Origin of the sequence: Variovorax sp. W1I1 (assembly GCF_030815625.1) — a bacterium.
GTDB classification, from domain to species: Bacteria; Pseudomonadota; Gammaproteobacteria; order Burkholderiales; family Burkholderiaceae_C; genus Variovorax; species Variovorax paradoxus_C.
This window is the reverse complement of record NZ_JAUSWZ010000001.1, coordinates 3022173-3047854: the sequence shown is the minus strand read 5'-3', so window position 1 is coordinate 3047854 and position 25682 is coordinate 3022173. Positions and strand designations below refer to the sequence as shown.

27 protein-coding genes are annotated in these 25682 nt (G+C 64.1%); 9 read left to right on the top strand and 18 right to left on the bottom strand.

What is annotated here, in order from left to right; genetic code table 11:
* Positions 1-75 precede the first annotated feature (75 nt).
* The 9 genes from QFZ83_RS14220 to lexA form a co-directional block, all read right to left on the bottom strand.
* Positions 76-1347 (bottom strand): acyl-CoA dehydrogenase family protein, encoded by a 1272-nt coding sequence (locus QFZ83_RS14220; RefSeq protein WP_306876672.1) that lies wholly within the window; start codon positions 1345-1347, stop codon positions 76-78.
* A 34-nt stretch (positions 1348-1381) separates the two neighbouring features.
* Positions 1382-2488 carry a phosphotransferase gene (locus QFZ83_RS14215; protein ID WP_307507447.1) on the bottom strand — a complete coding sequence of 369 codons (1107 nt, stop codon included), beginning with the start codon at positions 2486-2488 and terminating at the stop codon, positions 1382-1384.
* 1 nt (position 2489) lies between these two features.
* Positions 2490-3209: a Crp/Fnr family transcriptional regulator gene (locus tag QFZ83_RS14210; RefSeq protein ID WP_013541710.1), complete on the bottom strand. Its 720-nt coding sequence runs from the start codon at positions 3207-3209 to the stop codon at positions 2490-2492.
* A gap of 60 nt (positions 3210-3269) precedes the next feature.
* Positions 3270-4049 (bottom strand): oxepin-CoA hydrolase, alternative type, encoded by a 780-nt coding sequence (locus tag QFZ83_RS14205; protein WP_307507444.1) that lies wholly within the window; start codon positions 4047-4049, stop codon positions 3270-3272.
* Positions 4050-4087: 38 nt separating this feature from the next.
* The gene (locus tag QFZ83_RS14200) at positions 4088-5608 is read right to left on the bottom strand and encodes a 3-hydroxyacyl-CoA dehydrogenase (protein ID WP_307507441.1); all 1521 of its coding nucleotides are present in this window, start codon (positions 5606-5608) and stop codon (positions 4088-4090) included.
* Positions 5609-5753: 145 nt separating this feature from the next.
* Entirely contained in the window at positions 5754-6911 is a 1158-nt protein-coding gene (locus tag QFZ83_RS14195) for an MFS transporter (RefSeq protein ID WP_307507439.1), read from the bottom strand.
* Between the two features lie 60 nt (positions 6912-6971).
* Positions 6972-7979, bottom strand: coding sequence for a D-2-hydroxyacid dehydrogenase family protein (locus QFZ83_RS14190; protein WP_013541706.1), 1008 nt, complete (start codon positions 7977-7979; stop codon positions 6972-6974).
* 99 nt (positions 7980-8078) lie between these two features.
* A complete protein-coding gene (locus QFZ83_RS14185) occupies positions 8079-8435 on the bottom strand; it encodes a hypothetical protein (RefSeq protein ID WP_307507436.1) in 357 nt (118 codons plus the stop codon).
* 137 nt (positions 8436-8572) lie between these two features.
* Positions 8573-9256, bottom strand: a complete 684-nt coding sequence (gene lexA, locus QFZ83_RS14180) for a transcriptional repressor LexA (protein WP_013541704.1) — start codon at positions 9254-9256, stop codon at positions 8573-8575.
* A gap of 73 nt (positions 9257-9329) precedes the next feature.
* Here lexA and QFZ83_RS14175 point away from each other — a divergent pair, with 73 nt between their 5' ends.
* Positions 9330-10292 carry an asparaginase gene (locus QFZ83_RS14175; protein WP_307507434.1) on the top strand — a complete coding sequence of 321 codons (963 nt, stop codon included), beginning with the start codon at positions 9330-9332 and terminating at the stop codon, positions 10290-10292.
* A 29-nt stretch (positions 10293-10321) separates the two neighbouring features.
* Here QFZ83_RS14175 and adk read toward each other — a convergent pair whose 3' ends face one another.
* From adk to QFZ83_RS14145, 6 genes are all read right to left on the bottom strand, one after another.
* The gene (adk, locus tag QFZ83_RS14170; protein ID WP_306876662.1) at positions 10322-10978 is read right to left on the bottom strand and encodes an adenylate kinase; all 657 of its coding nucleotides are present in this window, start codon (positions 10976-10978) and stop codon (positions 10322-10324) included.
* Positions 10979-11102: 124 nt separating this feature from the next.
* The gene (gene kdsB / locus QFZ83_RS14165) at positions 11103-11876 is read right to left on the bottom strand and encodes a 3-deoxy-manno-octulosonate cytidylyltransferase (protein WP_307512715.1); all 774 of its coding nucleotides are present in this window, start codon (positions 11874-11876) and stop codon (positions 11103-11105) included.
* 8 nt (positions 11877-11884) lie between these two features.
* Positions 11885-12067 (bottom strand): Trm112 family protein, encoded by a 183-nt coding sequence (locus tag QFZ83_RS14160; protein ID WP_013541700.1) that lies wholly within the window; start codon positions 12065-12067, stop codon positions 11885-11887.
* On the bottom strand, positions 12048-13067 hold the full coding sequence (lpxK, locus tag QFZ83_RS14155) for a tetraacyldisaccharide 4'-kinase (RefSeq protein ID WP_307507429.1): 1020 nt from the start codon (positions 13065-13067) through the stop codon (positions 12048-12050). The genes QFZ83_RS14160 and lpxK overlap by 20 nt, the downstream gene beginning before the upstream one ends.
* Entirely contained in the window at positions 13068-13493 is a 426-nt protein-coding gene (locus QFZ83_RS14150) for a biopolymer transporter ExbD (protein WP_041943708.1), read from the bottom strand. It lies immediately after the preceding gene.
* Positions 13494-13504: 11 nt separating this feature from the next.
* Positions 13505-14137 (bottom strand): MotA/TolQ/ExbB proton channel family protein, encoded by a 633-nt coding sequence (locus tag QFZ83_RS14145; protein ID WP_013541697.1) that lies wholly within the window; start codon positions 14135-14137, stop codon positions 13505-13507.
* A gap of 313 nt (positions 14138-14450) precedes the next feature.
* Here QFZ83_RS14145 and xseA point away from each other — a divergent pair, with 313 nt between their 5' ends.
* A complete protein-coding gene (gene xseA, locus QFZ83_RS14140) occupies positions 14451-15779 on the top strand; it encodes an exodeoxyribonuclease VII large subunit (RefSeq protein WP_306878043.1) in 1329 nt (442 codons plus the stop codon).
* A 39-nt stretch (positions 15780-15818) separates the two neighbouring features.
* Complete coding sequence (locus QFZ83_RS14135) at positions 15819-16400, top strand: superoxide dismutase (protein WP_013541695.1); 582 nt, start codon at positions 15819-15821, stop codon at positions 16398-16400.
* Positions 16401-16469: 69 nt separating this feature from the next.
* Here QFZ83_RS14135 and QFZ83_RS14130 read toward each other — a convergent pair whose 3' ends face one another.
* The 3 genes from QFZ83_RS14130 to QFZ83_RS14120 all read right to left on the bottom strand — a co-directional run bounded on the left by QFZ83_RS14130 (position 16470) and on the right by QFZ83_RS14120 (position 17698).
* A complete protein-coding gene (locus tag QFZ83_RS14130) occupies positions 16470-16940 on the bottom strand; it encodes a DUF192 domain-containing protein (RefSeq protein WP_306876654.1) in 471 nt (156 codons plus the stop codon).
* Between the two features lie 94 nt (positions 16941-17034).
* Positions 17035-17223 carry a hypothetical protein gene (locus QFZ83_RS14125; protein ID WP_041942932.1) on the bottom strand — a complete coding sequence of 63 codons (189 nt, stop codon included), beginning with the start codon at positions 17221-17223 and terminating at the stop codon, positions 17035-17037.
* A gap of 151 nt (positions 17224-17374) precedes the next feature.
* Positions 17375-17698, bottom strand: a complete 324-nt coding sequence (locus tag QFZ83_RS14120) for a cell envelope biogenesis protein TolA (RefSeq protein WP_306876652.1) — start codon at positions 17696-17698, stop codon at positions 17375-17377.
* A gap of 219 nt (positions 17699-17917) precedes the next feature.
* Here QFZ83_RS14120 and icd point away from each other — a divergent pair, with 219 nt between their 5' ends.
* The 6 genes from icd (at position 17918) to tssJ (ending at position 25668) form a co-directional block, all read left to right on the top strand.
* Positions 17918-19177, top strand: a complete 1260-nt coding sequence (icd, locus tag QFZ83_RS14115) for an NADP-dependent isocitrate dehydrogenase (protein ID WP_013541691.1) — start codon at positions 17918-17920, stop codon at positions 19175-19177.
* A 363-nt stretch (positions 19178-19540) separates the two neighbouring features.
* The gene (gene tssH / locus QFZ83_RS14110; RefSeq protein ID WP_307507424.1) at positions 19541-22240 is read left to right on the top strand and encodes a type VI secretion system ATPase TssH; all 2700 of its coding nucleotides are present in this window, start codon (positions 19541-19543) and stop codon (positions 22238-22240) included.
* Between the two features lie 58 nt (positions 22241-22298).
* Complete coding sequence (gene tssB / locus QFZ83_RS14105; RefSeq protein ID WP_307507421.1) at positions 22299-22844, top strand: type VI secretion system contractile sheath small subunit; 546 nt, start codon at positions 22299-22301, stop codon at positions 22842-22844.
* A 21-nt stretch (positions 22845-22865) separates the two neighbouring features.
* Positions 22866-24368, top strand: coding sequence for a type VI secretion system contractile sheath large subunit (gene tssC, locus QFZ83_RS14100; protein ID WP_307507417.1), 1503 nt, complete (start codon positions 22866-22868; stop codon positions 24366-24368).
* A gap of 135 nt (positions 24369-24503) precedes the next feature.
* Positions 24504-24989, top strand: a complete 486-nt coding sequence (locus QFZ83_RS14095) for a type VI secretion system tube protein Hcp (protein ID WP_307507414.1) — start codon at positions 24504-24506, stop codon at positions 24987-24989.
* Positions 24990-25068: 79 nt separating this feature from the next.
* Entirely contained in the window at positions 25069-25668 is a 600-nt protein-coding gene (tssJ, locus tag QFZ83_RS14090) for a type VI secretion system lipoprotein TssJ (RefSeq protein ID WP_307507411.1), read from the top strand.
* Positions 25669-25682: the final 14 nt, after the last annotated feature.

Below are 25682 nucleotides of genomic sequence, written 5' to 3'. Positions count from 1 at the left end.
AAAAGGGCCGGGGCGAATCGATCGCCGTCGGCCCTCATGCCAAACCTCCCCTGAAAGGAGAGGCCGCTAGACAGATCAGAAGCGCGTGACGGGCGCCTCGGCATCGGTCTTGCTGGGCGCGTACTTGCCCAATTCCCACTTCGCGATCGCATTGCGGTGCACTTCGTCCGGGCCGTCCGCGAAGCGCAGCGTACGCGCACCGGCATAGGCATAGGCGAGCGGGAAGTCGTCGCACATGCCGCCGCCGCCGTGGACCTGCATGGCCCAGTCGATCACCTGGCAGGCCATGCTGGGCGCGACCACCTTGATCATCGCGATCTCGTTCTTGGCGACCTTGTTGCCGGCCACATCCATGAGCCACGCGGCCTTGAGCGTGAGCAGGCGGGCCATGTCGATCTTGCAGCGCGCTTCGGCGATGCGCTCTTGCGTCACGGTCTGCGAGGCGACGGTCTTGCCGAAGGCGACGCGCGAGGAGGCGCGCTTGCACATCAGCTCGAGCGCGCGCTCGGCCAGGCCGATCAGGCGCATGCAGTGGTGAATGCGTCCCGGGCCAAGGCGACCTTGGGCGATTTCGAAGCCGCGGCCTTCGCCGAGCAGGATGTTGTCGACAGGCACGCGCACGTTCTCGAAATACATCTCGACGTGGCCGTGCGGCGCGTCGTCGTAGCCCATCACGTTGAGCGGGCGCACGATGCGGATGCCCTTGGCATCGGCCGGCACGATCACCATGCTCTGCTGCGAGTGGCGCGGTGCGTCCGGATCGCTCTTGCCCATCGTGATGAAGACGGCGCAGCGCGGATCGGCAGCACCCGAAATCCACCACTTGTGGCCGTTGATCACGTACTCGTCGCCTTCGCGCGTGATGCGGGTCGAGATGTTGGTCGCGTCGCTGGAAGCCACATCGGGCTCGGTCATCGCGAAGGCCGAGCGGATCTGGCCTTCGAGCAGCGGCTTGAGCCAGCGCGCCTTGATCTCTTCGGAGCCGTAGCGGGCGATGGTTTCCATATTGCCGGTGTCGGGCGCCGAGCAGTTGAAGGCTTCGCTCGCCCATGGCACCGCACCCATGATTTCGGCCAGCGGCGCGTATTCCTGGTTCGTGAGGCCTGCACCTGCGTAGCCGGAGGCCGAGGCGCTGTCGACCGGCAGGAAGAGATTCCACAGGCCCTGGGCCTTGGCTTTTTCCTTGACTTTCTCGACCGTCTTCAATGCGGTCCAGCGCTTGCCGGCCGCTGTATTCGCCGCCAGTTCGGCGCTGTACTCGGCCTCTGCCGGGTAGATGTTTTCATCCATGAACGCCTTGACGCGCTTCTGCAGTTCCTTGGTCTTGGCCGAATATTCGAAATCCATGTCGTCTCCTGGTGGGTTTTTGGGGGAGGGCTGGTTACGCCTTTTGGGCGAACTGCCAGGCCATCTCGGCCATCGGCCGCGCGCCGCGGGCCGATGCCACGGCTTGCTCGCTCGATGCGGTACCGGCCTCGACCCGCTTCGCAATGCCTTGAAGAATCGCGGCCATGCGGAACAGGTTGTAGGCCTGATAGAAGTTCCAGTCGGGCGCCAGCGCCTCGGGTGTGCTGATGCGCGTGCGCTCGCAATAACGGCGGATGTATTCGCTCTCGGTGGGAATGCCCAGCGCCGCGACGTCCACGCCGCCGATACCGCGGCCGGTGGTGGGCGGCATGTGCCAGGACATGCAGTGGTAGCTGAAGTCCGCCAGCGGATGGCCCAGCGTGGAGAGCTCCCAGTCGAGCACCGCGATGATCCGCGCCTCGGTGGGGTGGAACATCACGTTATCCAGGCGGTAGTCGCCGTGCACGATGGAAACCTTGCTCTCGTCGCGCGCGCTCGCCGGCATGTGGGCGGGGAACCAGTCGATCAGCCGCTCCATGGCCTCGATCGGCTGCGAGAGTTCGCCCGCGCCATCGGTCGAGGCCTTGTACTGCTTGCTCCAGCGGCCGATCTGGCGCTCGAAGTAATTGCCGGGCTTGCCGTAGTCGGCCAGGCCCCGGGCCGCGAAGTCGACCGTGTGCAGCGCCGCGATGACGCGGTTCATCTCGTCGTAGTACGCGGCGCGTTCGGCATTGCTGAAGCCGGGCAGCGACTGGTCCCAGAGCACCCGGCCCTGCATGAACTCCATCACGTAGAAGGCGCGGCCGATGACGGACTCGTCCTCGCAGAGGCAATGCATGCGCGGCACGGGCACGTCGGTGCCTTGCAGGCCGCTCATGACCTTGAACTCGCGCTCCACCGCATGGGCGGAGGGCAGCAGCTTGGCGACCGGGCCGGGCTTGGCGCGCATCACGTAGCTTTGCGTCGGCGTGACGAGCTTGTAGGTCGGGTTCGACTGCCCGCCCTTGAACATCTCCACCGTTAACGGACCCTTGAAACCCTCGAGGTTCTTCTCGAGCCAGGCGGCGAGCACCTCGACGTCGAAGGCATGCTGCTGCGACACCGCGCGGGTGCCGACGAAGTTGGAGAAGTCCTGGCTCATGTCAGATATCCGCTTCGGAAATGCGCCGCAGCGCCGCACGGTCGAGGACCACCAGGCCACCCGGCTCGATCCGGATGCTGCCCTCGCGTTCCATGGTCTTGAGTTCCTGGTTGACGCGCTGGCGCGATGCACCCAGCAGTTGCGCCAGCTCTTCCTGCGCCAGCTGCAGGCCGATGCGCATCTGGCTGCCGTCGTCCAGATTGGGCACGCCGTAGCTGCGGACAAGGTGAATCAGTTGCTTGGCCAGGCGTGCGCGCAAGGGCAGGGTGTTGAGGTCTTCCACCAGCCCGAACAGCGTGCGGATGCGGCGTGCCTGCAGCCGCATGAGCGCCTCGTACAGCTCCACGTGCGCAGCCAGGATCTTCTGGAAGTCGGCCCGCGCCACGCAAAGGATGGTGCTGTCCCCATGTGCATAGGCATCGTGCGTGCGCCGGTCCCCGTCGAACATCGCCACGTCGCCGAACCAGATGCCCGGCTCCACATACGTCAGCGTCACCTGCTTGCCCGAGACGGCCGTCGAGCTGACCCGTACCGCGCCCCTGGCGCAGGCAATCCAGTGTTCGGGTGGGTCGCCGCGTGCGGCGATCAGGTCGCCGTCCTTGTAGCGTTTGACGAAAGCGCATCGGAGGATGTCGTGCCGTAGCGATGGAGATAGGGAAGAAAACCAGCGACCACTGTTGATCGCTTCACGTTCTTCGATGGTAAGAATGGGGTCGTCCATTGGTTGTCCTCTCGGCGACTGAAAAGCTGGTGGGTGTCACGGGAGCGACGCCGCGAGGCGCTACTCGTACTGCGGCGGTTTCTTGTCGAGGAACGCGGCGATGCCGATGCCCGCGTTCGCATGGTGCAGGTTGCGCACGAAGTGATCGCGCTCCTGCGAGAGCTGCGCGGCCAGCGTGGCGCCGCGTGCTTCGCTCAGCAGTTCCTTGATGCTGGCGAGCGAGTTGGGCGCGCGGGCGTTGAGCTTCTTCGCGAGCGCCAGGGCGCCCGCGAGCGCCTGTCCGCTTTCGGTGAGCTCGTTCACGAGACCGGCCGCATGCAGGCGAGGCGCGGCGATGCGTTCGCCGTTCATGAGCCATTCGCTGGCGAGCTGGCGAGGCAGTTGTTGCCCCAGGTGCCAGCTCAGGCCGCCATCGGGCGACAGCGCCACGTTGCTGTACGAGGCCGCGAACACCGCGTCGCGCGCCGCCACCACGAAGTCGCAAGCCAAGGCGAGCGAGAAGCCCGCACCCGCCGCGGCGCCTTCGACGGCCGCGATGATCGGCTTCGGAAAGGTGCGGATCGAATCGATCCAGTTGTGCAGCCCTTCGATGCTCTCTGCCTGCACCGAGCGGTCGAGTTCGCGGTTGGCCAACAGGCGCTGCAACGAGCCGCCGGCGCAGAACCATGCGCCTTCGCCCACGATGACCACGCTGCGGATCTCGCTGCTGCTCTCGGCGCCGTTGAGCGCCTCGATGCCCGCGGCGTAGATCTCGGGACCCAGCGCATTGCGCTGGGTGGGGTTGGCGATGGTCAGCACCATGGTGCTGCCTTCGCTGGTGCTCTTGAGTTCGGCGGTCATCGCTGTGTCGCGTTTCCAGTCGGTTGGTGGTTTGTTATTTATTCTTCTTCGTGCAGGAGGCTCAGGCCCAGCGCGCCGCGGCGGCGCAGCCACGGGCTCGGGCGATAGCGCGGGTCGCCGTAGACGGTCTGCAGGTTGAACAGCACTTCGAGCATGTTGGTCGGGCCGTAGAGGTTGCCCATCGCGAGCGGGCCGCGCGGGTAGCCCAGGCCCAGCTGTACTGCCGTCTCGAGGTCGCCCGGCGTGCACACGCGCTGCTGGCACATGTCGGTGGCGATGTTGACGATGGTGCCGATCACGCGCTGCGTGACGAAGCCGCCGCTGTCGCGGATCACGCTCACTGCCTTGCCGTCGCGCGCGAAGAGGGCGTGCGCGGCATCGCGGATGTCGCGGCGCGTGGCCGGATTGGTGGCGAGCACGCGGCGCTTGGTGGCGGCGTCGTCGATCAGCATGTCGATGCCGACGGTGCGCGTGGCGTCCAGGCGCTCGACGGCCGCGACCGTCGTCACGTCGAAGCCCAGCGGGGCCACGAGGATCAGCGAATGCGGTGCGGCGGTGGCGCCGCTGTCGATCTGCGCGCCCAGCGTGTTGATCAGGCGCAGCAGTTCGGCCCGGCGCGCGGCGCGGGGCGAGACCCAGACCGCAGGCGTACCTTCGATCACCGGAGCCGGGGCCTCGGGCGTCTGCTGCATCACGCCGTCGGTGTAGCGGTAGAAACCTTCGCCGGTCTTGCGGCCCAGCGCGCCAGCGGCGAGGCGTTGCGCGGTGATCACGCTCGGACGGAAGCGCGGCTCCTCGAAGTACTGGTGGTAGATCGATTCCATCACCGGGTGCGACACGTCGAGCGCCGTCAGATCCAGCAGCTCGAACGGGCCGAGGCGGAAACCGGCCTGGTCCTTCAGGATGCGATCGATGGTCGCGAAGTCGGTCACGCCTTCGCCGACGATGCGCAGCGCCTCGGTGCCGTAGCCGCGGCCGGCGTGGTTGACGATGAAGCCGGGCGTGTCCTGCGCCTGCACCGCGCTGTGGCCCATCTGCACCGCGTAGCCGGCCAGTTGCTTGCAGACCTCGGGCGCGGTCTTGAAGCCCGCCACCACCTCGACCACCTTCATCAGGGGCACGGGGTTGAAGAAGTGAAAGCCTGCGAAGCGCTCGGGATGCGCGAGCCCGGCCGCGATAGCCGTCACGGAGAGCGAAGAGGTGTTGGTCACCAGCGTGGCCGTCGGAGCCACTACGGCCTCGATTTCGCGGAAGAGCTTGCGCTTGACTTCGAGGTCTTCGATCACGGCCTCGATCACGAGGTCGCAGCCAGCCAGCGCCTGGATCGAATCGACGGCCTTTACGCGTGCGATCTGCGCATCGCGCGCTGCGGCGTCGAGCTTGCCCTTTTCTTGCAGCTTGTTCCATTGGGCTATGAGGGCTTCGCGTCCGCGTTCGGCGGCGCCTGCAAAGCTGTCGAGCAGCAGCACTTCGCTGCCGGCCTGCGCGGCGATCTGCGCGATGCCGCGACCCATGGCGCCCGCGCCGATGAGCCCGATCCGTTGGTAGTTCACTGTCATTTGATAGAGATTTTCGCTGGTTGAGTGGTGTGAGGGCCTGACGCGCAGGTGCTGGCCGGAAAGCGGCTGGCGAGCGTCGGCAGACTCCGATTTTGCAATCCCGCGCGGGCGATGCGTCCCGGGTCTTACGCGGGCTTCGTGTTTTTCAGGCCGCGCGGCGGCTGCGGTCGATGGTTACGCTGAGGCCAATGGCAAGCAGCAGCAGCGCCAGGCCGACCCGGCTCATCCACGGCGCGGCGTCGTTCGCCAGCAGCCAGCCGCCGAGCGCCGCGCCGACAGCCTGGCCGATGTAGATGCCCGAACTGTTGAGCGCGACGGAGCCAGGCGCGAGCGCGGGCGCAAGCCCTACGAGCCGCGCCTGCTGCGCCGAGTTGGTGGCGAAGCAGCCGATGCCCCAAGGCACGATCACCACCGCGAGCCAGGCGAGCGTGCTGGCGAACGGCCAGAGCAGCAGGCTCAAGGCGATCAGCGAGGACGTCAGAAGCACCATCCGGCCGGCGCCCACGCGGTCGATGTAGCGGCTGACCACCATGTTGCCGATCAGCCCGAAGGCACCGAACAGCGCCCACATCAGGCTCAGCGTGTTGGCATCCGCACCGAAGCTCTGCTTGAGGATCGGCCCGAAATAGCTGAAGAGCACGAACTGCCCCGAGCCCTGGAGCGCCGTGACTGAAACGATGCCCATCAGCACCGGGCTGCGCAGCACGCGAGACCACGCGGCGGCTGTGAGCGCGGCAGGCCGGATGCCGGTGGGCAGCGTGAGCCAGATCGAGGCGGCGCTGACGATGCTGAGCATCGCAATGGCCATGAAGGCCATGCGCCAGCCGAGGTGGCCGCCGATCAGCGCGCCGATGGGCAGGCCCAGCACCGAGGCCATCGACCAGCCGAGGAAGACGAAGGTGACGGCGCGGCCGCGGTGTTCCGGCGGCACGAGCATGCCGGCGCAGGCCGCGGCCTGGGGCGTGAAGATCGCCGGCGCAATCACCGTGAGCATGCGAACCGGCAAAAGCGCGGCGAAGCTCGGCATGAGCGAGGAGAGGGCGTGTCCGGCGGCGTACCAGAGGAGCGTGAGGGCCAGGAGTTGGCGGCGGTCCCAGCCCGCGACCAGGGCCGCCAGCAGCGGTGCGCCGAGGCACATCACGATCGCGGCGGCGGTGATCAGCTGGCCCGCTGTCGCAGCGGTGACAGCAAGCGATGTGCTGATCTCGTTGAGCGTGCCGGGCACCACCATCACGCCGGTGCCGATCACGAAATTGCCGGCGAGCAGCGCCCAGAGCGCGCCCCGGGGCGCAGGCCGGCTCATCGAATGACCTGCGCCTTCGGCTGCGAGATTCGCCTTGGGGCGGCCCGGCGGCTCATGAACTCACCGGCGGACCTGCAAGGCGCCGGGATTCACGATGTTGGTGGGATTGCCCTTGATGAAGCTCACGACGTTGTCGAAAGCCTGGCCGAAGTAGCTCTCGTAGCTGTCCTGCTCCACATAGCCGATGTGCGGCGTGCAGATGCAGTTCTCCAAGCGCAGCAGCGCGTGGCCCTGCAGCGGCGGCTCGCTCTCGAACACGTCGATGGCCGCGAGGCCCGGGCGTCCGCGATTGAGCGCGGCGAGCAGGGCATCGGCCTCGACCAGTTCGGCGCGGGAAGTGTTCACGAAGAGCGCTGTCGGCTTCATGCGCGACAGGTCTTCGAGGGTGACGAGGCCGTTGGTTTCCTCGTTCAGCCGCAGGTGCACCGAGAGCACGTCCGCCGCGGCAAAGAATTCGTGCCGGTTCTGCGCGACCTGGAAGCCGTCGGAGCGCGCCTTGGCGCAGCTTGCCTCTCGCCCCCAGATCACCACCTGCATGCCGAAGGCCTGCCCGTAGCGCGCGACCAACTGGCCGATGCGGCCATAGCCCCAGATGCAGAGCGTCTTGCCCTTGAGCACCGAGCCGAGCCCGAAATTGGGCGGCATCGAGGCCGACTTGAGACCCGATTGCTGCCACGCCCCGTGCTTCAAGTTGCTGATGTACTGCGGCAGCCGGCGCATGGCCGCCATGATCAGCGCCCAGGTGAGTTCGGCCGGTGCCTGCGGAGAGCCCGAGCCCTCGGCCACTGCCACGCCGCGCTCGGTGCAGGCATTGACGTCGATGTGGCCGCCGACGCGCCCGGTCTGCGAAATGAGCTTGAGCTTGGGCAGCTTTTCGATGAGCTGGCGCGAGATCTGGGTGCGCTCGCGAATCAGCACGATCACGTCGGCGTCTTTCAGGCGAACCGACAGTTGGCCGATGCCCTTGACCGTGTTGGTGTAGACCTTGGCCGCGTACGCGTCCAGCTTGGCGGCGCAGCGCAGCTTGCGCACGGCGTCCTGGTAATCGTCGAGGATCACAATGTTCATGGCGTGCCATTGTGCCTCGCAGCATTGGGCTGTCGCGCCGGTGAACGTTTGGATACCCACCCCGGGGCGCTTCTGGAGCGGCTCGCCGGGGGAAATGCCTCAGTGCAGGCGCGTGGAGCTGGGCGCGGTTTCAGCGGCTTCGAGCGCTGCCAGTCGGTCGAGCTCCGCACAGACATCGGCCATGCGGCCCGAGATCACCATGCGGCTGCGGTCCCGGCTTTTTCCGTCGATCACGCGAACTACACGCAGTGGGCGTGCCGGCGCGGTGGCGGTTGCCGTCGGTGCAGGCGTACCAGCGGTGCGCGTGGTGCAGGCGGGGCGCACGGCCACGTAGCGCAGGCCGGCGGCGGTTTCGTTGCTGTCCCGGTGAGGGGCACGGCGGGCGGGGATGAGGCGGCTTGCAAGCGATTGCAGCGGCATCCAGAAATCAGCGATGGCGAGGAGGGCGATTCCCATGTGAACTCCAAAAAAGTCTGAGGTTGAACACAGGCAGGATTTCTTGAATCGGCCGCGACAGGGTGATGGCGACTTCGCGCCATACGCCCGCCACCTGTTGCGGCCGGATGGGTGCTGCTGCAAGCAGGCCGTGAGGCCTACATCAGCATGGTGTTGCGGATGAGGCCGACCGCGAGGCCTTCGATTTCGAAAGGCTCGCCGGGCTGGACGATGATGGTCGGGTAGTCGGGGTTCTCGGCATGCAGCTCGATCACCTGCTTGTTGCGCTTCAGGCGCTTGACGGTGACTTCGTCGCCCAGGCGCGCGACCACGATCTGGCCATTGCGCGCTTCCTTGGTTGCCTGCACGGCGAGCAGGTCGCCATCCATGATGCCGGCGTCGCGCATCGACATGCCGCGCACCTTGAGCAGGTAATCGGGCTGGCGCTGGAACAGCGTGTTCTCGACGTAGTAGGTCTGGTCGACATGCTCTTGCGCCAGGATGGGCGAGCCTGCCGCAACACGGCCGATGAGCGGCAGCGCCAGCTGCGCCATGCCGGGCAGCGAGAGCGAGAACTGCCCGCCTTCGCGATGGCGCGTTTCGTTGAGCGAACGCAGCGCGTCGCCCTTGAGTCGAATGCCGCGCGAGGTGCCGCTGACAAGTTCGATCACGCCCTTGCGGGCCAGCGCCTGCAGGTGCTCTTCGGCGGCGTTGGCCGACTTGAACCCCAGCTCATTGGCGATTTCGGCGCGTGTGGGCGGGGCACCAGTGCGCGCAATAGCGCTCTGGATCAAGTCGAGAATCTGCTGCTGGCGGGCGGTAAGCTTCACGGCGAACTGCATATGTGGTTCCTTGCGGCACTGGCTAGATATCCAGTACCTGTATTTTTAACCAGTTTTTGGAAGTTGACAAGTCATGGCCAATTTGCCGTTGCCCGAAGTGCGTCGCGTGGTGGTTCTGGGCACCGGCGGGACCATCGCCGGAAGGGCCTCCAGCAGCGGTGACAACATCGGCTACACCGCTGGGCAAGTCGATGTGGCGGACCTGCTGGGCAGCATCGAGGCACCCGAGGGCATCGCGCTGCTGGCGGAGCAGGTGGCGCAGGTCGACAGCAAGGACATGGCCTTCGACATCTGGCAGAAGCTCGCGCAACGGTGCGTGCATTGGCTGGCGCAACCTGACGTGGCCGGTGTGGTGATCACCCACGGTACCGACACGCTCGAGGAGACGGCTTTCTTCCTTCATTCGGTGCTGGCACCGGCGAAGCCCGTGGTGCTGACTTGCGCGATGCGCCCGGCCACTGCGCTTTCGCCGGATGGTCCGCAGAACGTGCGGGATGCCATCGCCGTCGCGGCGACGGCGGGCGCCCAGGGCGTGACGGCGGTATGCGCCGGCACGGTCCACAGCGGGGTGGAAGTGCAGAAGGTGCACACGTACCGCCTCGATGCCTTCGCATCCGGCGATGCAGGGCCGATTGGCTACGTGGAAGAGGGCGCAGTGCGGCGCGTGAGGGAGTGGCCGACGTCGTCGTCATCCCAAGCGTCGAAGGCACTGAGCGCATCAGGACCTTGGCCGCGGGTCGAGATCGTCATGAGCCACGCTGGTGCGAGCGGCGCAATCATCGATGCGCTTCTTCGGGAGGGCGCGGACGAACCTGTCCGCGGTCTGGTCCTAGCCACCACCGGCAATGGCACCGTGCATCACGCGTTGGAAGCTGCGGCGTTCAAGGCGCAGGACGCGGGCGTTGCGGTGCTGCGCGCGACGCGCTGTACCAATGGCCGCATCCTGCCGAAGACCGATGACCGGCTGCGTGACGCAGGCGCGCTCACACCCGTGAAGGCGCGCATCGCGCTGATGCTGGAACTACTGGGGGATTAGATAGCCGCCCTGTCGAAGGGCGGCAGGGATCAGCTGCTCAATGCCGCCAGGGCACGTTGCGTGATTTCGTCGACTGTGCCGACGCCCTTGATCGCGCGGTACTTCGGCGCAGCGGCCGGATCGGCCTTGGCCCAGGCGGAGTAGTAGTCGACCAGAGGACGCGTCTGCTGGCTGTACACGTCGAGCCGCTTGCCCACGGTTTCTTCCTTGTCGTCCTCGCGCTGGATCAGGTCTTCGCCGGTCACGTCGTCCTTGCCTTCGATCTTGGGCGGGTTGAACTTGACGTGGTAGGTGCGGCCCGATGCCGGGTGCGAACGGCGGCCACTCATGCGTTCGATGATGTCGCTGAAGGGCACGTCGATCTCGAGCACGTAGTCGAGCTTGACGCCCGCGGCCTTCATGGCATCGGCCTGTGGAATGGTGCGCGGGAAACCGTCGAACAGAAAACCGTCGGCGCAGTCGGGCTGGGCGATGCGCTCTTTCACGAGGTTGATGATCAGGTCGTCGCTCACCAGTGCGCCTGCATCCATGACGGCCTTGGCCTGCAATCCGAGCGGCGTGCCGGCCTTGACGGCGGCGCGCAGCATGTCGCCGGTCGAGATTTGGGGGATGCCGTATTTCTGGCAGATGAAGGCCGCTTGCGTGCCTTTGCCCGCCCCGGGCGCGCCCAGCAAAATTAGTCTCATGGTGTCCTCGGACGGTTCTTAGATTTTGTGTCACGCCAAGCGACGGCCCGAGGGCTGGGCGAGGCGGATTTCACGTCGAGGATAGCATGCGTCCCCATAGGGAATTCCCTCCGCGGCGCACGTCTTAGGAGGCGGACCCGGCAGCAAAGACGGCACGCACGCGCGCCAGATCCTCAGGGGTGTCGATGCCCGGCCCGGGCGCGACATGGCTCACATGCACCGCGATGCGATGCCCATGCCAGAGAGCGCGCAATTGCTCGAGTGCTTCGGTGGCTTCGACCGGCGCTGGCGGCAGCGACGGAAATTTCCGCACGAAGCCGGCGCGATAGCCATAGATGCCGATGTGGCGCAGCGGCGCAGGCAAAGGCAGCGCGGTTGGTGCCGCACCCCCAACCGAGCCATCGCGCCACCAGGGGATCGGCGCGCGGCTGAAGTAGAGCGCGTTGCCCTGGGCGTCGAGCACCGCCTTCACCACGTTCGGGTTCATGAAGTCGCTGATCGAGTCGATCTCGTGGGCCGCTGTACTCATCGCGGCCTCGGGATGAAGGGCCAGCGCCGCCGCCACGGCGTCGATCAGCTCCGGGTCGATGAGCGGCTCGTCGCCTTGTACGTTGACGACGATCTCGTCGCCATCGAGGCCCAGTTGCTCGCACGCTTCAGCCAGCCGGTCGGTGCCGCTCGGATGGTCCTGGCGAGTGAGGATGGCTTCGACGCCGTGCGCCTTGCAGGCCGAAACGATGGACGCATCGTCTCCGGCCACAACAACGCGCGATGCGCCGGACTGGCTCGCGCGTTGCGCAACACGCACCACCATCGGCAGGCCCGCGATATCGGCAAGTGGTTTGTTGGGCAGCCGCGTGGAGGCGAGGCGTGCCGGCACCAGAACGGTGAAGCTCACGGAGCCGGTCACAGACCCAGCTCTTCGTCGGACAACGTGCGCGCCTCGTTCTCGAGCAGCACCGGGATGCCGTCGCGCACCGGGTAGGCGAGGCGGGCGCTGCGGGAGCACAGCTCCTGCTTCTCGGCGTTCCAGGTCAGGGGGCCCTTGGTGACAGGGCAGACGAGCAGTTCAAGCAGCTTGGTATCCATCGGGCGATGATAGCTTTGCGTCGAGCGCGGCGAAGAATTCCGGGGCGGGTTCGAAGTGCAGCGGCACGGCCAGCGCATCGGGCGCTTTGCGCCACAGCTTGACCGCATCTTTCTCGGTGCACAGCAGGGTGTATTCGCTGCCGGACGGGCGCTGCCAAGCATCGAAGTCATGGTGATCGGGCAGTGCGATGGTTTCGGTGAGCGTGAGACCGCGTGCACGCAGCATGTCGAAGAACCCCTCGGGCCGCGCGATGGCTGCCAGCGCGATCAGCGGCTTGCCCGTGAGCGCTTCCAGAGGAACGCGCTGTCCATCGCTTGCAACCGCATCCTGCGCAAGACTGCGCGTGGCGGTGTAGCCACCCGAAAAAGCAGGCCTCTCGCCGCTGTGAAGCACCAAGTCGCAACGACGTGGCCAAGGCTCGCGCAACAGGCCTGCGGGCAACAGCCAGCCGTTGCCGATGCCGCGGTTGTCGAACACGCAGATTTCGATGTCGCGTGCCAGCGCGAGGTGTTGCAGCCCGTCGTCGCTCACGATCACTTGCATGGCTGGATATCGCTCCAGCAGGGCGCGTGCAGCTTCGATGCGTCGTCGTGCGACGAAAACCGGGGCGTTAGTGGCATGGTGGATCAGCGCTGGCTCGTCGCCGACATCGTGGGGATCGCTCCCTTCGAGCACTTCGCGGCAATCGTCGGTACGGCGGCCGTAGCCGCGCGACACCACGCCGACCTGAAGCCCACGAGCCCGCAGATGCCGGACGACAGCCATCACGACAGGCGTCTTGCCCGCACCGCCCGCAATCACGTTGCCGACGACGATCACAGGAACAGGCACGCGTCCGGCCCGCAGCCATCCGAGGCTATAGAGCCAGCTGCGCAGCGCAAAGATCGCGCCGTAGAGCAACGACAGCGGCCACAGCAGGCAGGCCAGCAGGCCGCGGCGCAGCCAGGCGTCCTGCAGCCGCGAGGCTGCGCCCGTGCTGCTGCGGCCCTGCGACGGCACTCAGTGCCCGGCTTGCGCCGTCGACTGTGCGGCGAAGGTGATCTGCATCAGGCCGGCGCGGCGCGCGGCTTCCATCACCGTGACCACGGCCTGGTGCGGGCTGCTTGCGTCGGCGCTGATGATCACCACGCTTTCCTTGCCGCCGGTGGCCGCGGCGCCGAGCGCTGCGGCCACGGTGCTCACGTTGCGGTCTGCAACGGCGGCCTTGTTGACCGTATAGCGGCCGTCGGCGGAGACCGTGACGATCACTTCTTTTGGATAGTCGCGCTGCGCGTCCACGTCCGCCGTCGGCAGCCGCAACTGCATCTCGGTGAACTTGCTGTAGGTGGTCGACAGCATCAGGAAAATCAGAATGACCAGCAGCACGTCGATGAACGGGATCAGGTTGATCTCCGGCTCGTCGCGCGCGCCGTGGCGAAACTGCATGCGGGCGCGGGTCATTTGCGCAGCGCGTTCAGGTGGCGTGCAAAGCGCTCACCCGAGAGTTCGAGGTTCAGCAGGTATTCGTCGACACGGCTGCGGAAGTAGCGCCAGAAGATCAGCGTGGGAATCGCCACGATCAGCCCGAACGCCGTGTTGTAGAGCGCGATCGAGATGCCGTGCGCCAACTGCGCCGGGTTCCCCGAGCCGACCGCGCCGTTGACGGGCGACTGCGAACCGAAGATCTCGATCATGCCGATCACCGTACCCAGCAGGCCGAGCAGCGGCGCAGCGGAGGCGATGGTGGCCAACGCCGGCAGGTAGCGCTCCAGCTTGTGAGCGATGGTGCGGCCCGACGCTTCCATGGCGGCGCGAAGATCGTCTTCGGTGCAGCGCGGATTGGCGTTGAGCGCCCGAAGACCCGCAGCCAGCACCTGGCCGAGCATCGAGTTGCGTTCGAGTTTCGTGACGACGTCCGGGCCGGGAATGGCTCCGCGCGAGACAGTGATGGTTTCGTCGAGCAATTTTGGCGGAAGCACCTTCACGGTTTTCAGACTCGTGAAACGTTCTATAACCAGCGCGAGCGCAATAACCGAACAAGCGAGCAGCGGCCAAATAGGCCAACCCGCGGCAACAATGATGGAAAACAAGAAAATCCTCCGGCCCGTAGACTGCAAATGCGCGGCGATTATCCACCGAGCCCACCATCGGCATGCGGCTTGTTTGCGTGTCAGCAAGGACGCACAGATTCTGTGGATAACTTTGTGATTAACCTGCTTCGCAACTCGTCTGAACCCGCATGGATGGGCCTTTCCGCTAGATCGATTGAATTTTGAGCAGTACTTTTTTGAATGAAATCAACCACTTGCACGAGAAACCGTGCGCCTGCCCCGCATGGGGGACTTGGGGCGGGGGAAGTCAGGCCTGTTGTGGAAGAGTGGCTTTCGGCCATTCGTGCGCTTTGTGAACTTGCGTGAAACGAATTCCGCGCCCGGGCCGCGCATCTGGGCTGTCGGCGCGCTGTGCCGGGCAGTGGCCGACACGCTGGACGCGCGCTTCAATCCGGTCAGCGTGCGCGGCGAGATATCGGGCTTTTCGCGCGCCTCAAGTGGACATTGTTACTTCTCGCTCAAGGACGAGTCCGGCCAACTGCGCTGCGCGATGTTCCGCCGCGCCGCCGGATTGCTCGATTTCTCGCCCCGGGATGGCGACCAGGTGGAGGTGCGAGGACGTCTTGCCGTGTACGAGCCGCGCGGCGACCTCCAACTGGTCGTCGAAAGCCTGAGGCGTGCCGGGCAGGGCGCGCTCTTCGAGCAGTTCCTGCAGCGCAAGGCGCGCCTCGAGGCCGAGGGCCTGTTCGATCAGGCGCGCAAGCGTGCGCTGCCCACCATGCCGCGCGCGGTGGGTGTCGTCACTTCACTCGGTGCGGCAGCGCTGCACGACGTCGTGACCGCGCTGCGACGGCGCGTGCCGCACATCCCCGTGGTCCTGGCCCCGGCGGCAGTGCAGGGCGCAAATGCGCCCGCCGAGCTGGTGCGCGCGCTGCAATCGCTCTACACATCGGAGCCGGCCGTCGATGTGATCCTGCTGGTGCGAGGCGGTGGTTCGATCGAAGACCTGTGGGCCTTCAACGACGAGACGCTGGCGCGGACCATCGTGCAGAGCCCCGTGCCGGTGGTGAGCGGTGTCGGACACGAAACCGACTTCACCATCGCCGACTTCTGCGCGGACTTGCGCGCGCCCACCCCCACCGCTGCGGCCGAACTCGTCAGCGCGCCGCGCGACCTGTGGCTTGGGGCGCTCGACTTGCTCGATGAACGGCTCGGCGAAGCGCTGGGCACGCGCCTCGACGTGCTTGGGCAGCGGCTCGATCAGGCCGCAGGCCGCCTCGGCCGTCCGTCGAACCTGGTGGCTCGCCAGCAGCTTCGCCTGGCGCACCATGCGCAGCGCCTGCACTTTGCGGTGCTGTCAAGACAGGAGCGCTTGGCGCAGGTACCACGATCGATCGCGGTCAATCTTCCAGCGAAATTCGACCGCGCACTTGTGCAGCGGCGCGAACGCCTGGAGCGGGTGGCTCTGCGCCTGCGTCTGCTCGATCCGGCACTCGTGCTGCAGCGCGGCTACGCCTGGCTCACCGATGCGGATGGCCGCGCGGTCGTCAGCGCGAAAAAGCTGCATGCAGGCGATGCGGTCGTCGCACGGCTCGCGGATGGCGAGGTTGACCTGACCGTGACGCATGGAGGGAGCAACAACGGGAACACGTCCGACGCGCCCTCGAAAATTAGTTCCTAGAATCCTTTATTCCCCACAACCAACCCACGAGAAAAAACCATGGAACATGTGCTCCCACCCCTGCCGTACGCCCTCGACGCGCTGGCACCCGAGTATTCGAAGGAAACCCTCGAGTACCACTACGGCAAGCATCACAACGCCTACGTGGTGAACCTCAACAACCTGCAGAAGGGCACCGAGTTCGAAGCCCTCACGCTGGAAGAAATCATCAAGAAGGCCAGCGGCGGCATCTACAACAACGCGGCCCAGATCTGGAACCACACCTTCTTCTGGAACTGCATGAAGCCGCAAGGCGGCGGTGCACCGACCGGCGCGCTGGCCAAGGCCATCGATGCGAAGTGGGGCAGCTACGACGCCTTCAAGGAAGCCTTCGTGAAGTCGGCAGTCGGCAACTTCGGTTCGGGCTGGACGTGGCTCGTGAAGAAGGCCGACGGTTCGGTGGACATCGTGAACACCGGCGCCGCCGGCACGCCGCTGACGACCGCTGACACGGCCCTGCTGACCGTGGACGTTTGGGAACACGCCTACTACATCGACTACCGCAACCTGCGCCCGAAGTTCGTCGAGACCTTCCTGGCGAAGCTCGTGAATTGGGACTTTGCGGCGAAGAACTTCGGCTGAGCCACATTCGCGCATCAAAAAAAGCCGACCCTCAGGTCGGCTTTTTTGTGGGCTGAAGGCGGCAGAAACTCAGCGCTTGGTGGCTGAGAACAGTTCGCCGCCGAGCTTGGCGCCCTTCTTGATGTTCTTCTTGGCAAACCAGCCCTGGTTCATCTCGAGCACATAGCGCACGGGTTCTTCGGAGCAATGCGAGTTTTCGGTCAGCGGCTGCATGTCGACCAGGTTGACGATGCGGCCATCATCCGCCACGAAGGCGGCGGTCAGCGGCAGCAGGGTGTTGCGCATCCAGAAGCACTGCGTGGCGGGCTGCTCGAAAACGAAGATCATGCCCTCCGCCTGCGGCATGGTCTTGCGGAACATCAGCCCGATTTCACGCTGCTGCGGCGTCTGGGCAATCTGGGTATCGATCTTGTACAGGCCGACCGACAACTGCGTGCGCGCAAGATCGGTCTGGGGTTGTTGCTGCTGCTGTTGTTGGGCATGCGTCGGCATCACGAACGAGGCGGACAGCAGGAGCAGGGCGGCTAAACGCTGAAACATCGGACAACTCTTTCAGGGCGGGGTTGTGAAAGGCCCGGCCCGTAACCAATAAAAATGCCCGCTGATGCGGGCATTGCCGGGTGAGCTTGAAAGCTTACACCTTCTTGGCGGCAGCCGTGTGGGCCTTGGCCACGTGGCGAACCTTGTGCTTCTTGACTGCGTGCTTGGCCTTGGCCTTGTGAGCAGCAGGTGCGGCCGGAGCGGCGGCCGCGGGTGCGGGGGTTTGAGCAAAAGCACCGGCAGCGAAGAGACCGGCGACCAGGGCTGCGAGCAGCTTGTTCATGAGAAATCCTTTGATATCGTTGATTTGGATCACCTCCCTGTGGAAGGTCCACATTCAACGGAGCCCATCGCACGCGGTTGACAGCACTTTGGTTGCGGCGGGCGAAAAAAAAAGCGCTCCGAGGAGCGCTTTTTTTTCAGGGGACGCCGAATTACTTGGGCGTAGCGCCTTGCGTCGACTTGCGCTTGACGCTGCCGTCCTTGTTGCGACGACGTTGGTCGCGCGTTTCGGCGCGCTTTTCGCCAGAGGCTGCAGCCTTGTCGCCACCGACGTTGCCGCCTTCAGGCGTCTTGGCGATGTCGCCAGCGGGAGCGGCCACTTGACCAGCGGGCTTGGCATCCTTCTTGGCTTCGGCGCGTGCTTGCGACTTGCTGTTGGTTGCGTTCCCTTGTTCGGGCGTGGTGCCGGCCGGGTTTTGGGCATAGGCGCCAGCTGCGAACAGACCAGCGATCATGACTGCGAGAATTTTGCTCATTGAAGATTCCTCTATCGAGAATTGGTTGGAAACGCCTCCCGGCGAGCAGAAGGTCAGCCAGTAACGAGCCCAATGGCCCCATGGTTGACAAACGCCAGCTGATGGGCAGCGTCTAAAATGTACAGCGATTTGTTAGCCGGTTGTACAGCGGAACCCCCTCGCTGTCTGAATTCGCTGACACCTCCTCAAAATTACATCACTCCCGGAGCCTTCGACCTCATGCCCAGCTATCAGCACATCAAAGTCCCGGCCGAAGGCCAGAAGATCACGGTCAATGCGGACAACTCGCTGAATGTGCCCGATCAACCGATCATCCCCTTCATCGAAGGCGACGGTACGGGGCTGGACATCACGCCGGTGATGCTCAAGGTGGTGGACGCCGCAGTGGCCAAGGCCTATGGCGGCAAGAAGAAGATCCACTGGATGGAGGTCTATGCCGGCGAGAAGTCGACCAAGGTGTATGGCCCCGACGTCTGGCTCCCCGAGGAAACCCTGCACGCGGTGCGCGACTACGTCGTCTCCATCAAAGGCCCGCTCACCACGCCCGTCGGCGGTGGCATTCGCTCGCTGAACGTTGCGCTGCGCCAGGAACTCGACCTCTACGTGTGCCTGCGCCCCATCCAGTATTTCGAAGGCGTCCCCAGTCCAGTGCGCGAGCCGCACAAGACCAACATGGTCATCTTCCGTGAGAACTCGGAAGACATCTATGCCGGCATCGAATTCGAAGCGGAAAGCGACAAGGCCAAGAAGCTCATCAAGTTCCTGCAGGACGAGCTTGGCGTTAAGAAGATCCGTTTCCCCAACACGTCCGGCATCGGCGTGAAGCCCGTGTCGATCGAAGGTACCGAGCGCCTCGTGCGCAAGGCCTTCCAGTACGCCATCGACAACGACAAGCCGAGCGTGACCATCGTGCACAAGGGCAACATCATGAAGTTCACCGAAGGTGGCTTCCGTGACTGGGCCTACAACCTGGCCGCCAAGGAGTTCGGCGCCGAGCTGATCGACGGCGGCCCATGGATGAAGTTCAAGAACCCGAAGACGGGCAAGGAAATCACCGTCAAGGACAGCATTGCCGATGCGTTCCTGCAGCAGATCCTGTTGCGTCCCGCCGAGTACAGCGTCATCGCCACGCTGAACCTCAATGGCGACTACGTGTCCGACGCGCTGGCCGCACAGGTCGGCGGCATCGGCATCGCCCCGGGCGCGAACCTGAGCGACACCGTCGCGATGTTCGAGGCCACGCACGGCACCGCGCCCAAGTACGCCGGCAAGGACTACGTGAACCCCGGCTCCGAAATCCTCTCGGCCGAAATGATGTTGCGCCACATGGGCTGGATCGAAGCGGCCGACCTGATCATCAGCGCGATGAAAAAGTCGATTGCCAGCAAGCGGGTGACCTATGACTTCGCGCGCCTGATGGAAGGCGCGACGCAGGTGAGCTGCTCGGGCTTCGGGCAGGTCATGATCGAACACATGTAATCGACTGCGCGCTTCGACGTCTTGCGACGTCAGGCAACGAGCCCTTGAACTTCCGAAAGGAATTCAAGGGCTTTTTTGTTGGCCGAATATCCGCTTCATTCAATAGAAATTACTACTTGCAAATTTCTGGATCGTCTGCTCCCGGAGAAATTTCACAGATCAATTGCCTGCTTTCGGTGTTTAACTATTGGTAGAAACTGTGCTCCGCCACAGGTCTGCACAAGCACGCAGAATCGCGCCTATTCGAAAAAGCATAGGGAGCGAGAAATGGGCAGGAAAACAGCAGGCGTCAGTGCTTTGCCGAGTGGAAAGCCGCGTGATTTCATTGCGCAATTGACGTCACCTGCGAACCGATAGGTTGCAATGGCGATCTCCCGACGGGCGTTGTTCGGCAAGCTCAATCTCACCCTGTTTCGCGGCATTGAAGCCGCAACAGCATTTGCCAAGCTGAGAGGAAATCCATATGTCGAATTGACGCACTGGATTCATCAAATCTGGCAAATCAATGACAGCGATTTGCATCGCATCTGCCGCCATTACCAAATTGATTTTCAGGCTGTCGAAAAAGACCTGATTTCCAGATTGTCGGAATTGCCTTCGGGCGCGACATCGCTTAGCGATTTCTCCCATCACGTCGAAACGGCCATCGAGCGCGCCTGGATTCTCTCCAGCCTCGAATTCGGCGATCGCAGGGTGCGCAGTGCGTGGCTGCTTGCGGCACTGGTGCAAACGCCGGATTTGCGGCGGCTGCTCCTTGGTATATCGCCCGCATTCCGAAAGCTCCCGGTCGAGGAATTGACGGATACCGTCGCCTCTCTCATCGAAGGCTCCCCTGAACACAACGAAGGGCCGCACGACGGCTTGGGCCTCCCGGCTGCAACGCCAGGAGAAGCGAGCGGCGCGATTGCAGATTCGTCAGATGGCAAATCTGCCCTGGCTCGGTATTGCAGAGACCTGACCGACAGCGCACGCAGCGGCGAAATCGATCCCGTGATCGGCCGCGAACACGAGATCCGCACGATGGTCGACATCCTGCTGCGCCGGCGGCAGAACAACCCTCTGCTCACCGGAGAGGCCGGGGTGGGCAAGACGGCCGTGGTCGAAGGACTCGCGCTGGCAATCGCCAACGGCGAGGTTCCGCCATCGCTGCGCGATGCGCGCCTGCTCAGCCTCGATGTGGGGGCGTTGCTAGCCGGCGCCAGCATGCGGGGGGAGTTCGAGTCCCGTCTGAAGTCGCTGCTCGAAGAAGCGAGCAAGTCGAGTCAGCCGGTCGTTCTTTTCATCGACGAGGTGCACACCCTGATCGGTGCCGGCGGACAGGCCGGTACCGGAGATGCGGCCAATCTGCTCAAGCCTGCTCTCGCACGCGGCACCTTGCGCACCATCGGCGCGACCACGTGGAGCGAATACAAGCGCCATATCGAGAAGGACCCTGCGCTGACCCGTCGTTTCCAGACGCTGCAGGTCTCCGAGCCAGAAGAGGCCTCGGCCGCCGAAATGGTGCGCGGGCTGGTCGCCGTCTTTGCCGAACATCACGGTGTCACGGTACTGGACGAGGCGGTGCGAGCGGCGGTGTCCCTGTCCCATCGCTACATTCCGTCGCGCCAGTTGCCGGACAAGGCCATCAGCCTGCTCGACACGGCCTGTGCACGCGTCGCCATGTCGCTGCACACGCCGCCCGTCGTGGTCGATCAACTGCGCCAACGGATCGCAGCCCTGGACGTGGAGCTCGCCTTGCTGGCTCAGGAAAGCGTGATCTCGCGAGGCAGTGACGCCCGATCAAAGCGCTTCGAAGCGGCAAATGCCCGACTCGATGCCACCGAACATGAACTCTCGACCTACGAGGCCCGGTGGCAAGAAGAGCTTGCGATGGTTCAGCAGATTCAATCGCTGAGAACAAAGAAGAGGGAGGAGGAGGGGGAGAGTGGCGCCGAGGGCGAGTGGCCCTCGGCGCGACTGCATGCCCTGGAAGAAGAACTCCTGTTGCGCCAGCAGGACACGCCATTGGTTCTTTCCCAAGTCGACGAGTCGGTGATCGCGGCCATCGTTGCAGATTGGACGGGAATACCGGTTGGCCGGATGGTGCAAGACGAAGTTGCCGCGGTCTTCAGACTCGAAGCCACGCTCGGCGAACGCGTCGTCGGCCAGGACCGCGCGCTTGCCGCGATCGCGGAGCGCATCCGTGTGTCGCGGGCGCGTCTGACCGATCCGGACAAGCCGGTCGGCGTCTTCCTGCTGGCCGGTCCTTCAGGCGTCGGAAAGACCGAAACCGCGTTGGCACTTGCGGACGCCATGTATGGCGGCGAGCAGAACCTCATCACCATCAACATGAGCGAGTTCCAGGAGCCGCACACCGTCTCGACACTGAAGGGCTCGCCGCCGGGCTACGTGGGCTACGGAGAGGGCGGTGTTCTGACGGAGGCCGTGCGCCGGAAGCCCTACAGCGTGATCCTGCTCGACGAGGTGGAAAAGGCACATCCGGACGTCCACGAAATCTTCTACCAGGTGTTCGACAAGGGCTGGATGGAGGATGGAGAAGGCCGCCGCATCGACTTCAGGAACACGACCATCCTGTTGACGAGCAACGCCGGTGCGGAACTCATCGAGAGCCTTTGCGAAGACCCTGCATCGCCGCCCGAAGTGGAAACCCTGCGCGAAGCGCTCCAGCCTGTTCTTCGCCAGATTTTTCCGGCCGCATTTTTGGGTCGCCTGTCCGTCGTGCCTTACCTCCCATTGGGTGTGGAGGCCTTGGGTCGCATCGTCTCGCTGCATCTGGACCATGTGGTCGATCGGATGAAAAAGCAGCACGGCATCGAATTGCACTACGCCTCGGGTTTGGTGGCCGAAATAGTCGATCGATGCGGCACGCATGAAACCGGGGCACGCCGACTGACGGGCTTCATCGAGCAGAACCTGCTCCCGGTCTTGTCGCGGCAGTGGCTCAACGCCTTGCAGGAAAAGCGAACGATCGTCCGGATGTCCGTCGACGCAAGGCCACTCGGAAAAACAGGGCCGTACTTGCAGGAAGGAGATGTCGTCACCTGCCATACCGAATACGTCTGACGCTTCGAAGCGCAGTGCTTCCAAGGCTCTATTTCTTAGTTTTCATCAGGGAGTTTTCGTGACAAACAACAACAGCAGTCAGAAATTCATCGCCCGCAACAGGGCCCCACGCGTGCAGATCGAATACGACGTGGAAATCTACGGCTCGGAGAAAAAGATCGAGTTGCCTTTCGTCATGGGAGTGCTGGCCGATCTTTCCGGTAAACCCACCCAGACATTGCCGCCGGTGGCCGACCGCAAGTTCCTCGACATCGACATCGACAACTTCGACGAGCGCATGAAGGCGATCCAGCCGCGCGTGGCCTTCGCCGTACCCAACACGCTGTCGGGCCAGGGCCAGCTCATGGTCGACATCACCTTCGAGAGCATCGATGACTTCTCGCCGGCCGCCGTGGCCCGCAAGGTCGAGCCATTGGGCCGGCTGCTCGAGGCGCGCACCCAGCTTGCCAATCTCCAGACCTACATGGACGGCAAGGCCGGCGCCGAAGGCCTGCTCAACAAGCTGCTGCAGGACCCCGCGCTCATGAAGTCGCTGGCGCAAGCTCCCAAGCCCCGCGCGGCAACAGATCACAACGACGCACCGACTGCCGACTCGGCGGCGTGAATCCGAACCTAGGAACTTCACATGAACACCACAAGCGATGCCGTGCTCGACGCGCCGGTCACGGCGCAATACGCCAACCCTTCCGACTTTGCGTCCCTGCTGGACAAGGAGTTCAAGCCCAAGACCGATGAGGCTCGTGACGCCGTCGAGGCGGCCGTCCGCACCTTGGCCGAGCAGGCGCTCGTCAATGCCGCGACGATGACCGACGATGCCTACAGCAGCATCGAGGCCATCATTGCGGAGATCGATCGAAAGCTCTCGGAGCAGATCAACCTCGTGCTGCACAAGGACGAGTTCCAGAAGGTCGAGTCGGCCTGGCGCGGCATGCACCACCTGGTCTACAACACCGAAACGGACGAGAAGCTCAAGATCCGTTTCATGGATGTGTCGAAGGATGAAGTGCGCCGCACGCTTCGTCGCCACAAGGGCATTGCATGGGACCAGAGCCCGATCTTCAAGCGCATCTACGAGGAAGAGTACGGACAACTCGGTGGCGAGCCCTATGGTTGCCTCGTGGCGGACTATTACTTCGACCACACGCCGCCCGATGTCGAACTGCTCGGCGCCATTGCCAAGATCTCGGCCGCATCGCATGCGCCATTCATCGCGGGGTCGGCACCTTCGTTGCTCGGCATGGAGTCGTGGCAAGAGCTTGCGAACCCGCGCGACCTGGCGAAGATCACCTCGAACCTCGAGCACGCGCCCTGGAATTCGTTGCGCAACACCGAGGACTCGCGTTACGTCGGCCTCGCCATGCCGCGCTTTCTCGCGCGCTTGCCCTATGGCGCAAAGATCAACCCGGTCGACGAGTTTGATTTCGAGGAGGAAACCGAAGGCGCCGATCATCGGAACTACGTCTGGAGCAACGCGGCCTATGCCATGGCCGTCAACATCAACCGCAGCTTCAAGCTCTACGGCTGGTGCACGATGATCCGCGGCGTGGAGTCGGGCGGCACGGTGGAAAACCTGCCATGCCACACCTTCCCGACCGACGACGGCGGCTTCGACATGAAATGCCCGACCGAGATCGCGATCTCGGACCGCCGCGAAGCCGAGCTCGCCAAGGCAGGCCTGATTCCGCTGGTGCATCGGAAGAACACCGATCACGCTGCCTTCATCGGTGCGCAATCGATGCAGAAGCCGCAGGAGTACATGGACCCGGATGCGACGGCCAATGCCAACTTGTCGGCCCGCCTGCCGTACCTGTTCGCGAGCACCCGTTTCGCGCACTACCTCAAGTGCATCGTTCGCGACAAGATCGGTTCCTTCAAGGAGCGCGAGGACATGCAGCGCTGGCTCAACGAATGGATCATGCATTACGTCGATGCCGATCCCGCCAACTCCTCGCAGGAAACCAAGGCGCGCAGGCCGCTCGCGGCGGCTGAAGTCGTGGTGGAAGACATCGAGGGCAATCCCGGCTACTACAGCGCGAAGTTCTTCCTGCGTCCGCACTTCCAGCTCGAAGGCTTGACCGTTTCATTGCGCCTCGTCGCAAAGTTGCCGTCTCTCAAAGAGGCAGCCTGACAGGCCTGCCTCCATCCATTCCGAGTTGTTCGATGAAGTGGCGCAAAGACGCCACCCCGCGAAGTCGCTCGAAGCCCCGAAGGGTGCTGGAGCACATCAGTCAGATATTGAAAAAACAAAGTTCAGGGAGTTTTTATGACGCAAGACATTTTTCTGAAAATCAACGGGATCGAAGGTGAATCCCAGGATTCCGACCACAAGAATGAAATCGAGGTTCTGACCTTCAACTGGAAGGTCTTCCAGGAATCCACGATGCATGCCGGCTCAGGCGGCGGCGCGGGCAAGGCCACGGTCGAAGACCTGGAGTTCGAACACTACGTCGATCGATCGAGTCCCAACCTGATGAAGTATTGCCTCACAGGCAAGCACGTTCAGGAGGCGAAGCTCACCGTTCGCAAGGCCGGCGGCAATCCGCTCGAATACCTCAAGTTCACGTTCAGTGACGTGATCATCACCTTGGTCCAACCCTCCGGATCGAACTCTGACGAACTTCGTGTCAAGGAGCGTGTTCGTTTGTCGTTCTCAAAGATCAAGCAGGAGTACTCGGTGCAGAACGCCCAGGGCGGCAGCGGTGGCGCGGTCACGGCTGGCTACGACATCAAGGGCAACAAGGAGTCCTGACAACGCCGGCAGGGCCTGAGCCAGCTCAGAGCCTTACGGCCTCAAGCGGCGTGGCGCACGAAGGTGCGTTGCGCTGCATATGGCCATCCCCGTCTCCGGATCGCATCACGTCCTTTTCAGCATGTCATTCAATGTGCCTTGTCCCCGGCGAACCGCCTCACGGCAATGGCTTCTCATGGTGCTCTCGTTGCTCGTTCTGGCGTTCGCGCTGGGGACGACACGGCCCTCGCATGCCCAGTTCTCTTACCCGCGAGAGCAGACAAAGCTCGACATCACGATCACGGCGGAGGCCGGCGTCAATCCCGACGACAAGGGCAGGGCGGCGCCCATCCTGGTGCGCATCTACGAACTCAAGTCGGAAGGCGTCTTCGAAGCCGCCGACTACTTTTCGCTCTCCAGAAATGACAAGGCCCTGATCGGCAGCGAGCTGCTCGTTCGAGACGAATTCATCCTGCGGCCCGGCGATGTCAAGACCATCCGCCGCAAGTCGCACCCCGACCTTGCGGCCATCGGTGTCGTCGCCGGCTACCGCGATCTCGCGCAAGCCGATTGGCGAGCGGTGCAAAAGATCGATCCCGCACCGGAAGTCGCCTGGTATCGCTCGGTCCTGCCGGCAAACAAGCTCAAGTTGCAGATCGACCTTCAAGCCAAGGGCATCCAGCTCACCCCTCTCAAATAGGCCTGCGACTTGAA

Bases quoted from the DNA above. Each gene is read 5' to 3' on its own strand.
- QFZ83_RS14215 (WP_307507447.1), bottom strand. From the start codon at position 2,488: ATGAGCCAGGACTTCTCCAACTTCGTCGGCACCCGCGCGGTGTCGCAG.
- QFZ83_RS14135 (WP_013541695.1), top strand. From the start codon at position 15,819: ATGGAACATGTGCTCCCACCCCTGCCGTACGCCCTCGACGCGCTGGCA.
- QFZ83_RS14185 (WP_307507436.1), bottom strand. From the start codon at position 8,435: ATGGGAATCGCCCTCCTCGCCATCGCTGATTTCTGGATGCCGCTGCAA.
- QFZ83_RS14190 (WP_013541706.1), bottom strand. From the start codon at position 7,979: ATGAACATTGTGATCCTCGACGATTACCAGGACGCCGTGCGCAAGCTG.
- QFZ83_RS14130 (WP_306876654.1), bottom strand. From the start codon at position 16,940: ATGTTTCAGCGTTTAGCCGCCCTGCTCCTGCTGTCCGCCTCGTTCGTG.
- QFZ83_RS14160 (WP_013541700.1), bottom strand. From the start codon at position 12,067: ATGGATACCAAGCTGCTTGAACTGCTCGTCTGCCCTGTCACCAAGGGC.
- QFZ83_RS14220 (WP_306876672.1), bottom strand. From the start codon at position 1,347: ATGGATTTCGAATATTCGGCCAAGACCAAGGAACTGCAGAAGCGCGTC.
- QFZ83_RS14125 (WP_041942932.1), bottom strand. From the start codon at position 17,223: ATGAACAAGCTGCTCGCAGCCCTGGTCGCCGGTCTCTTCGCTGCCGGT.
- icd (WP_013541691.1), top strand. From the start codon at position 17,918: ATGCCCAGCTATCAGCACATCAAAGTCCCGGCCGAAGGCCAGAAGATC.
- tssC (WP_307507417.1), top strand. From the start codon at position 22,866: ATGAACACCACAAGCGATGCCGTGCTCGACGCGCCGGTCACGGCGCAA.
- QFZ83_RS14120 (WP_306876652.1), bottom strand. From the start codon at position 17,698: ATGAGCAAAATTCTCGCAGTCATGATCGCTGGTCTGTTCGCAGCTGGC.
- tssH (WP_307507424.1), top strand. From the start codon at position 19,541: ATGGCGATCTCCCGACGGGCGTTGTTCGGCAAGCTCAATCTCACCCTG.
- tssJ (WP_307507411.1), top strand. From the start codon at position 25,069: ATGGCCATCCCCGTCTCCGGATCGCATCACGTCCTTTTCAGCATGTCA.
- QFZ83_RS14210 (WP_013541710.1), bottom strand. From the start codon at position 3,209: ATGGACGACCCCATTCTTACCATCGAAGAACGTGAAGCGATCAACAGT.
- QFZ83_RS14200 (WP_307507441.1), bottom strand. From the start codon at position 5,608: ATGACAGTGAACTACCAACGGATCGGGCTCATCGGCGCGGGCGCCATG.
- lexA (WP_013541704.1), bottom strand. From the start codon at position 9,256: ATGCAGTTCGCCGTGAAGCTTACCGCCCGCCAGCAGCAGATTCTCGAC.
- QFZ83_RS14150 (WP_041943708.1), bottom strand. From the start codon at position 13,493: ATGCAGTTTCGCCACGGCGCGCGCGACGAGCCGGAGATCAACCTGATC.
- QFZ83_RS14205 (WP_307507444.1), bottom strand. From the start codon at position 4,049: ATGACCGCCGAACTCAAGAGCACCAGCGAAGGCAGCACCATGGTGCTG.
- adk (WP_306876662.1), bottom strand. From the start codon at position 10,978: ATGAGACTAATTTTGCTGGGCGCGCCCGGGGCGGGCAAAGGCACGCAA.
- QFZ83_RS14175 (WP_307507434.1), top strand. From the start codon at position 9,330: ATGGCCAATTTGCCGTTGCCCGAAGTGCGTCGCGTGGTGGTTCTGGGC.
- QFZ83_RS14195 (WP_307507439.1), bottom strand. From the start codon at position 6,911: ATGAGCCGGCCTGCGCCCCGGGGCGCGCTCTGGGCGCTGCTCGCCGGC.
- QFZ83_RS14095 (WP_307507414.1), top strand. From the start codon at position 24,504: ATGACGCAAGACATTTTTCTGAAAATCAACGGGATCGAAGGTGAATCC.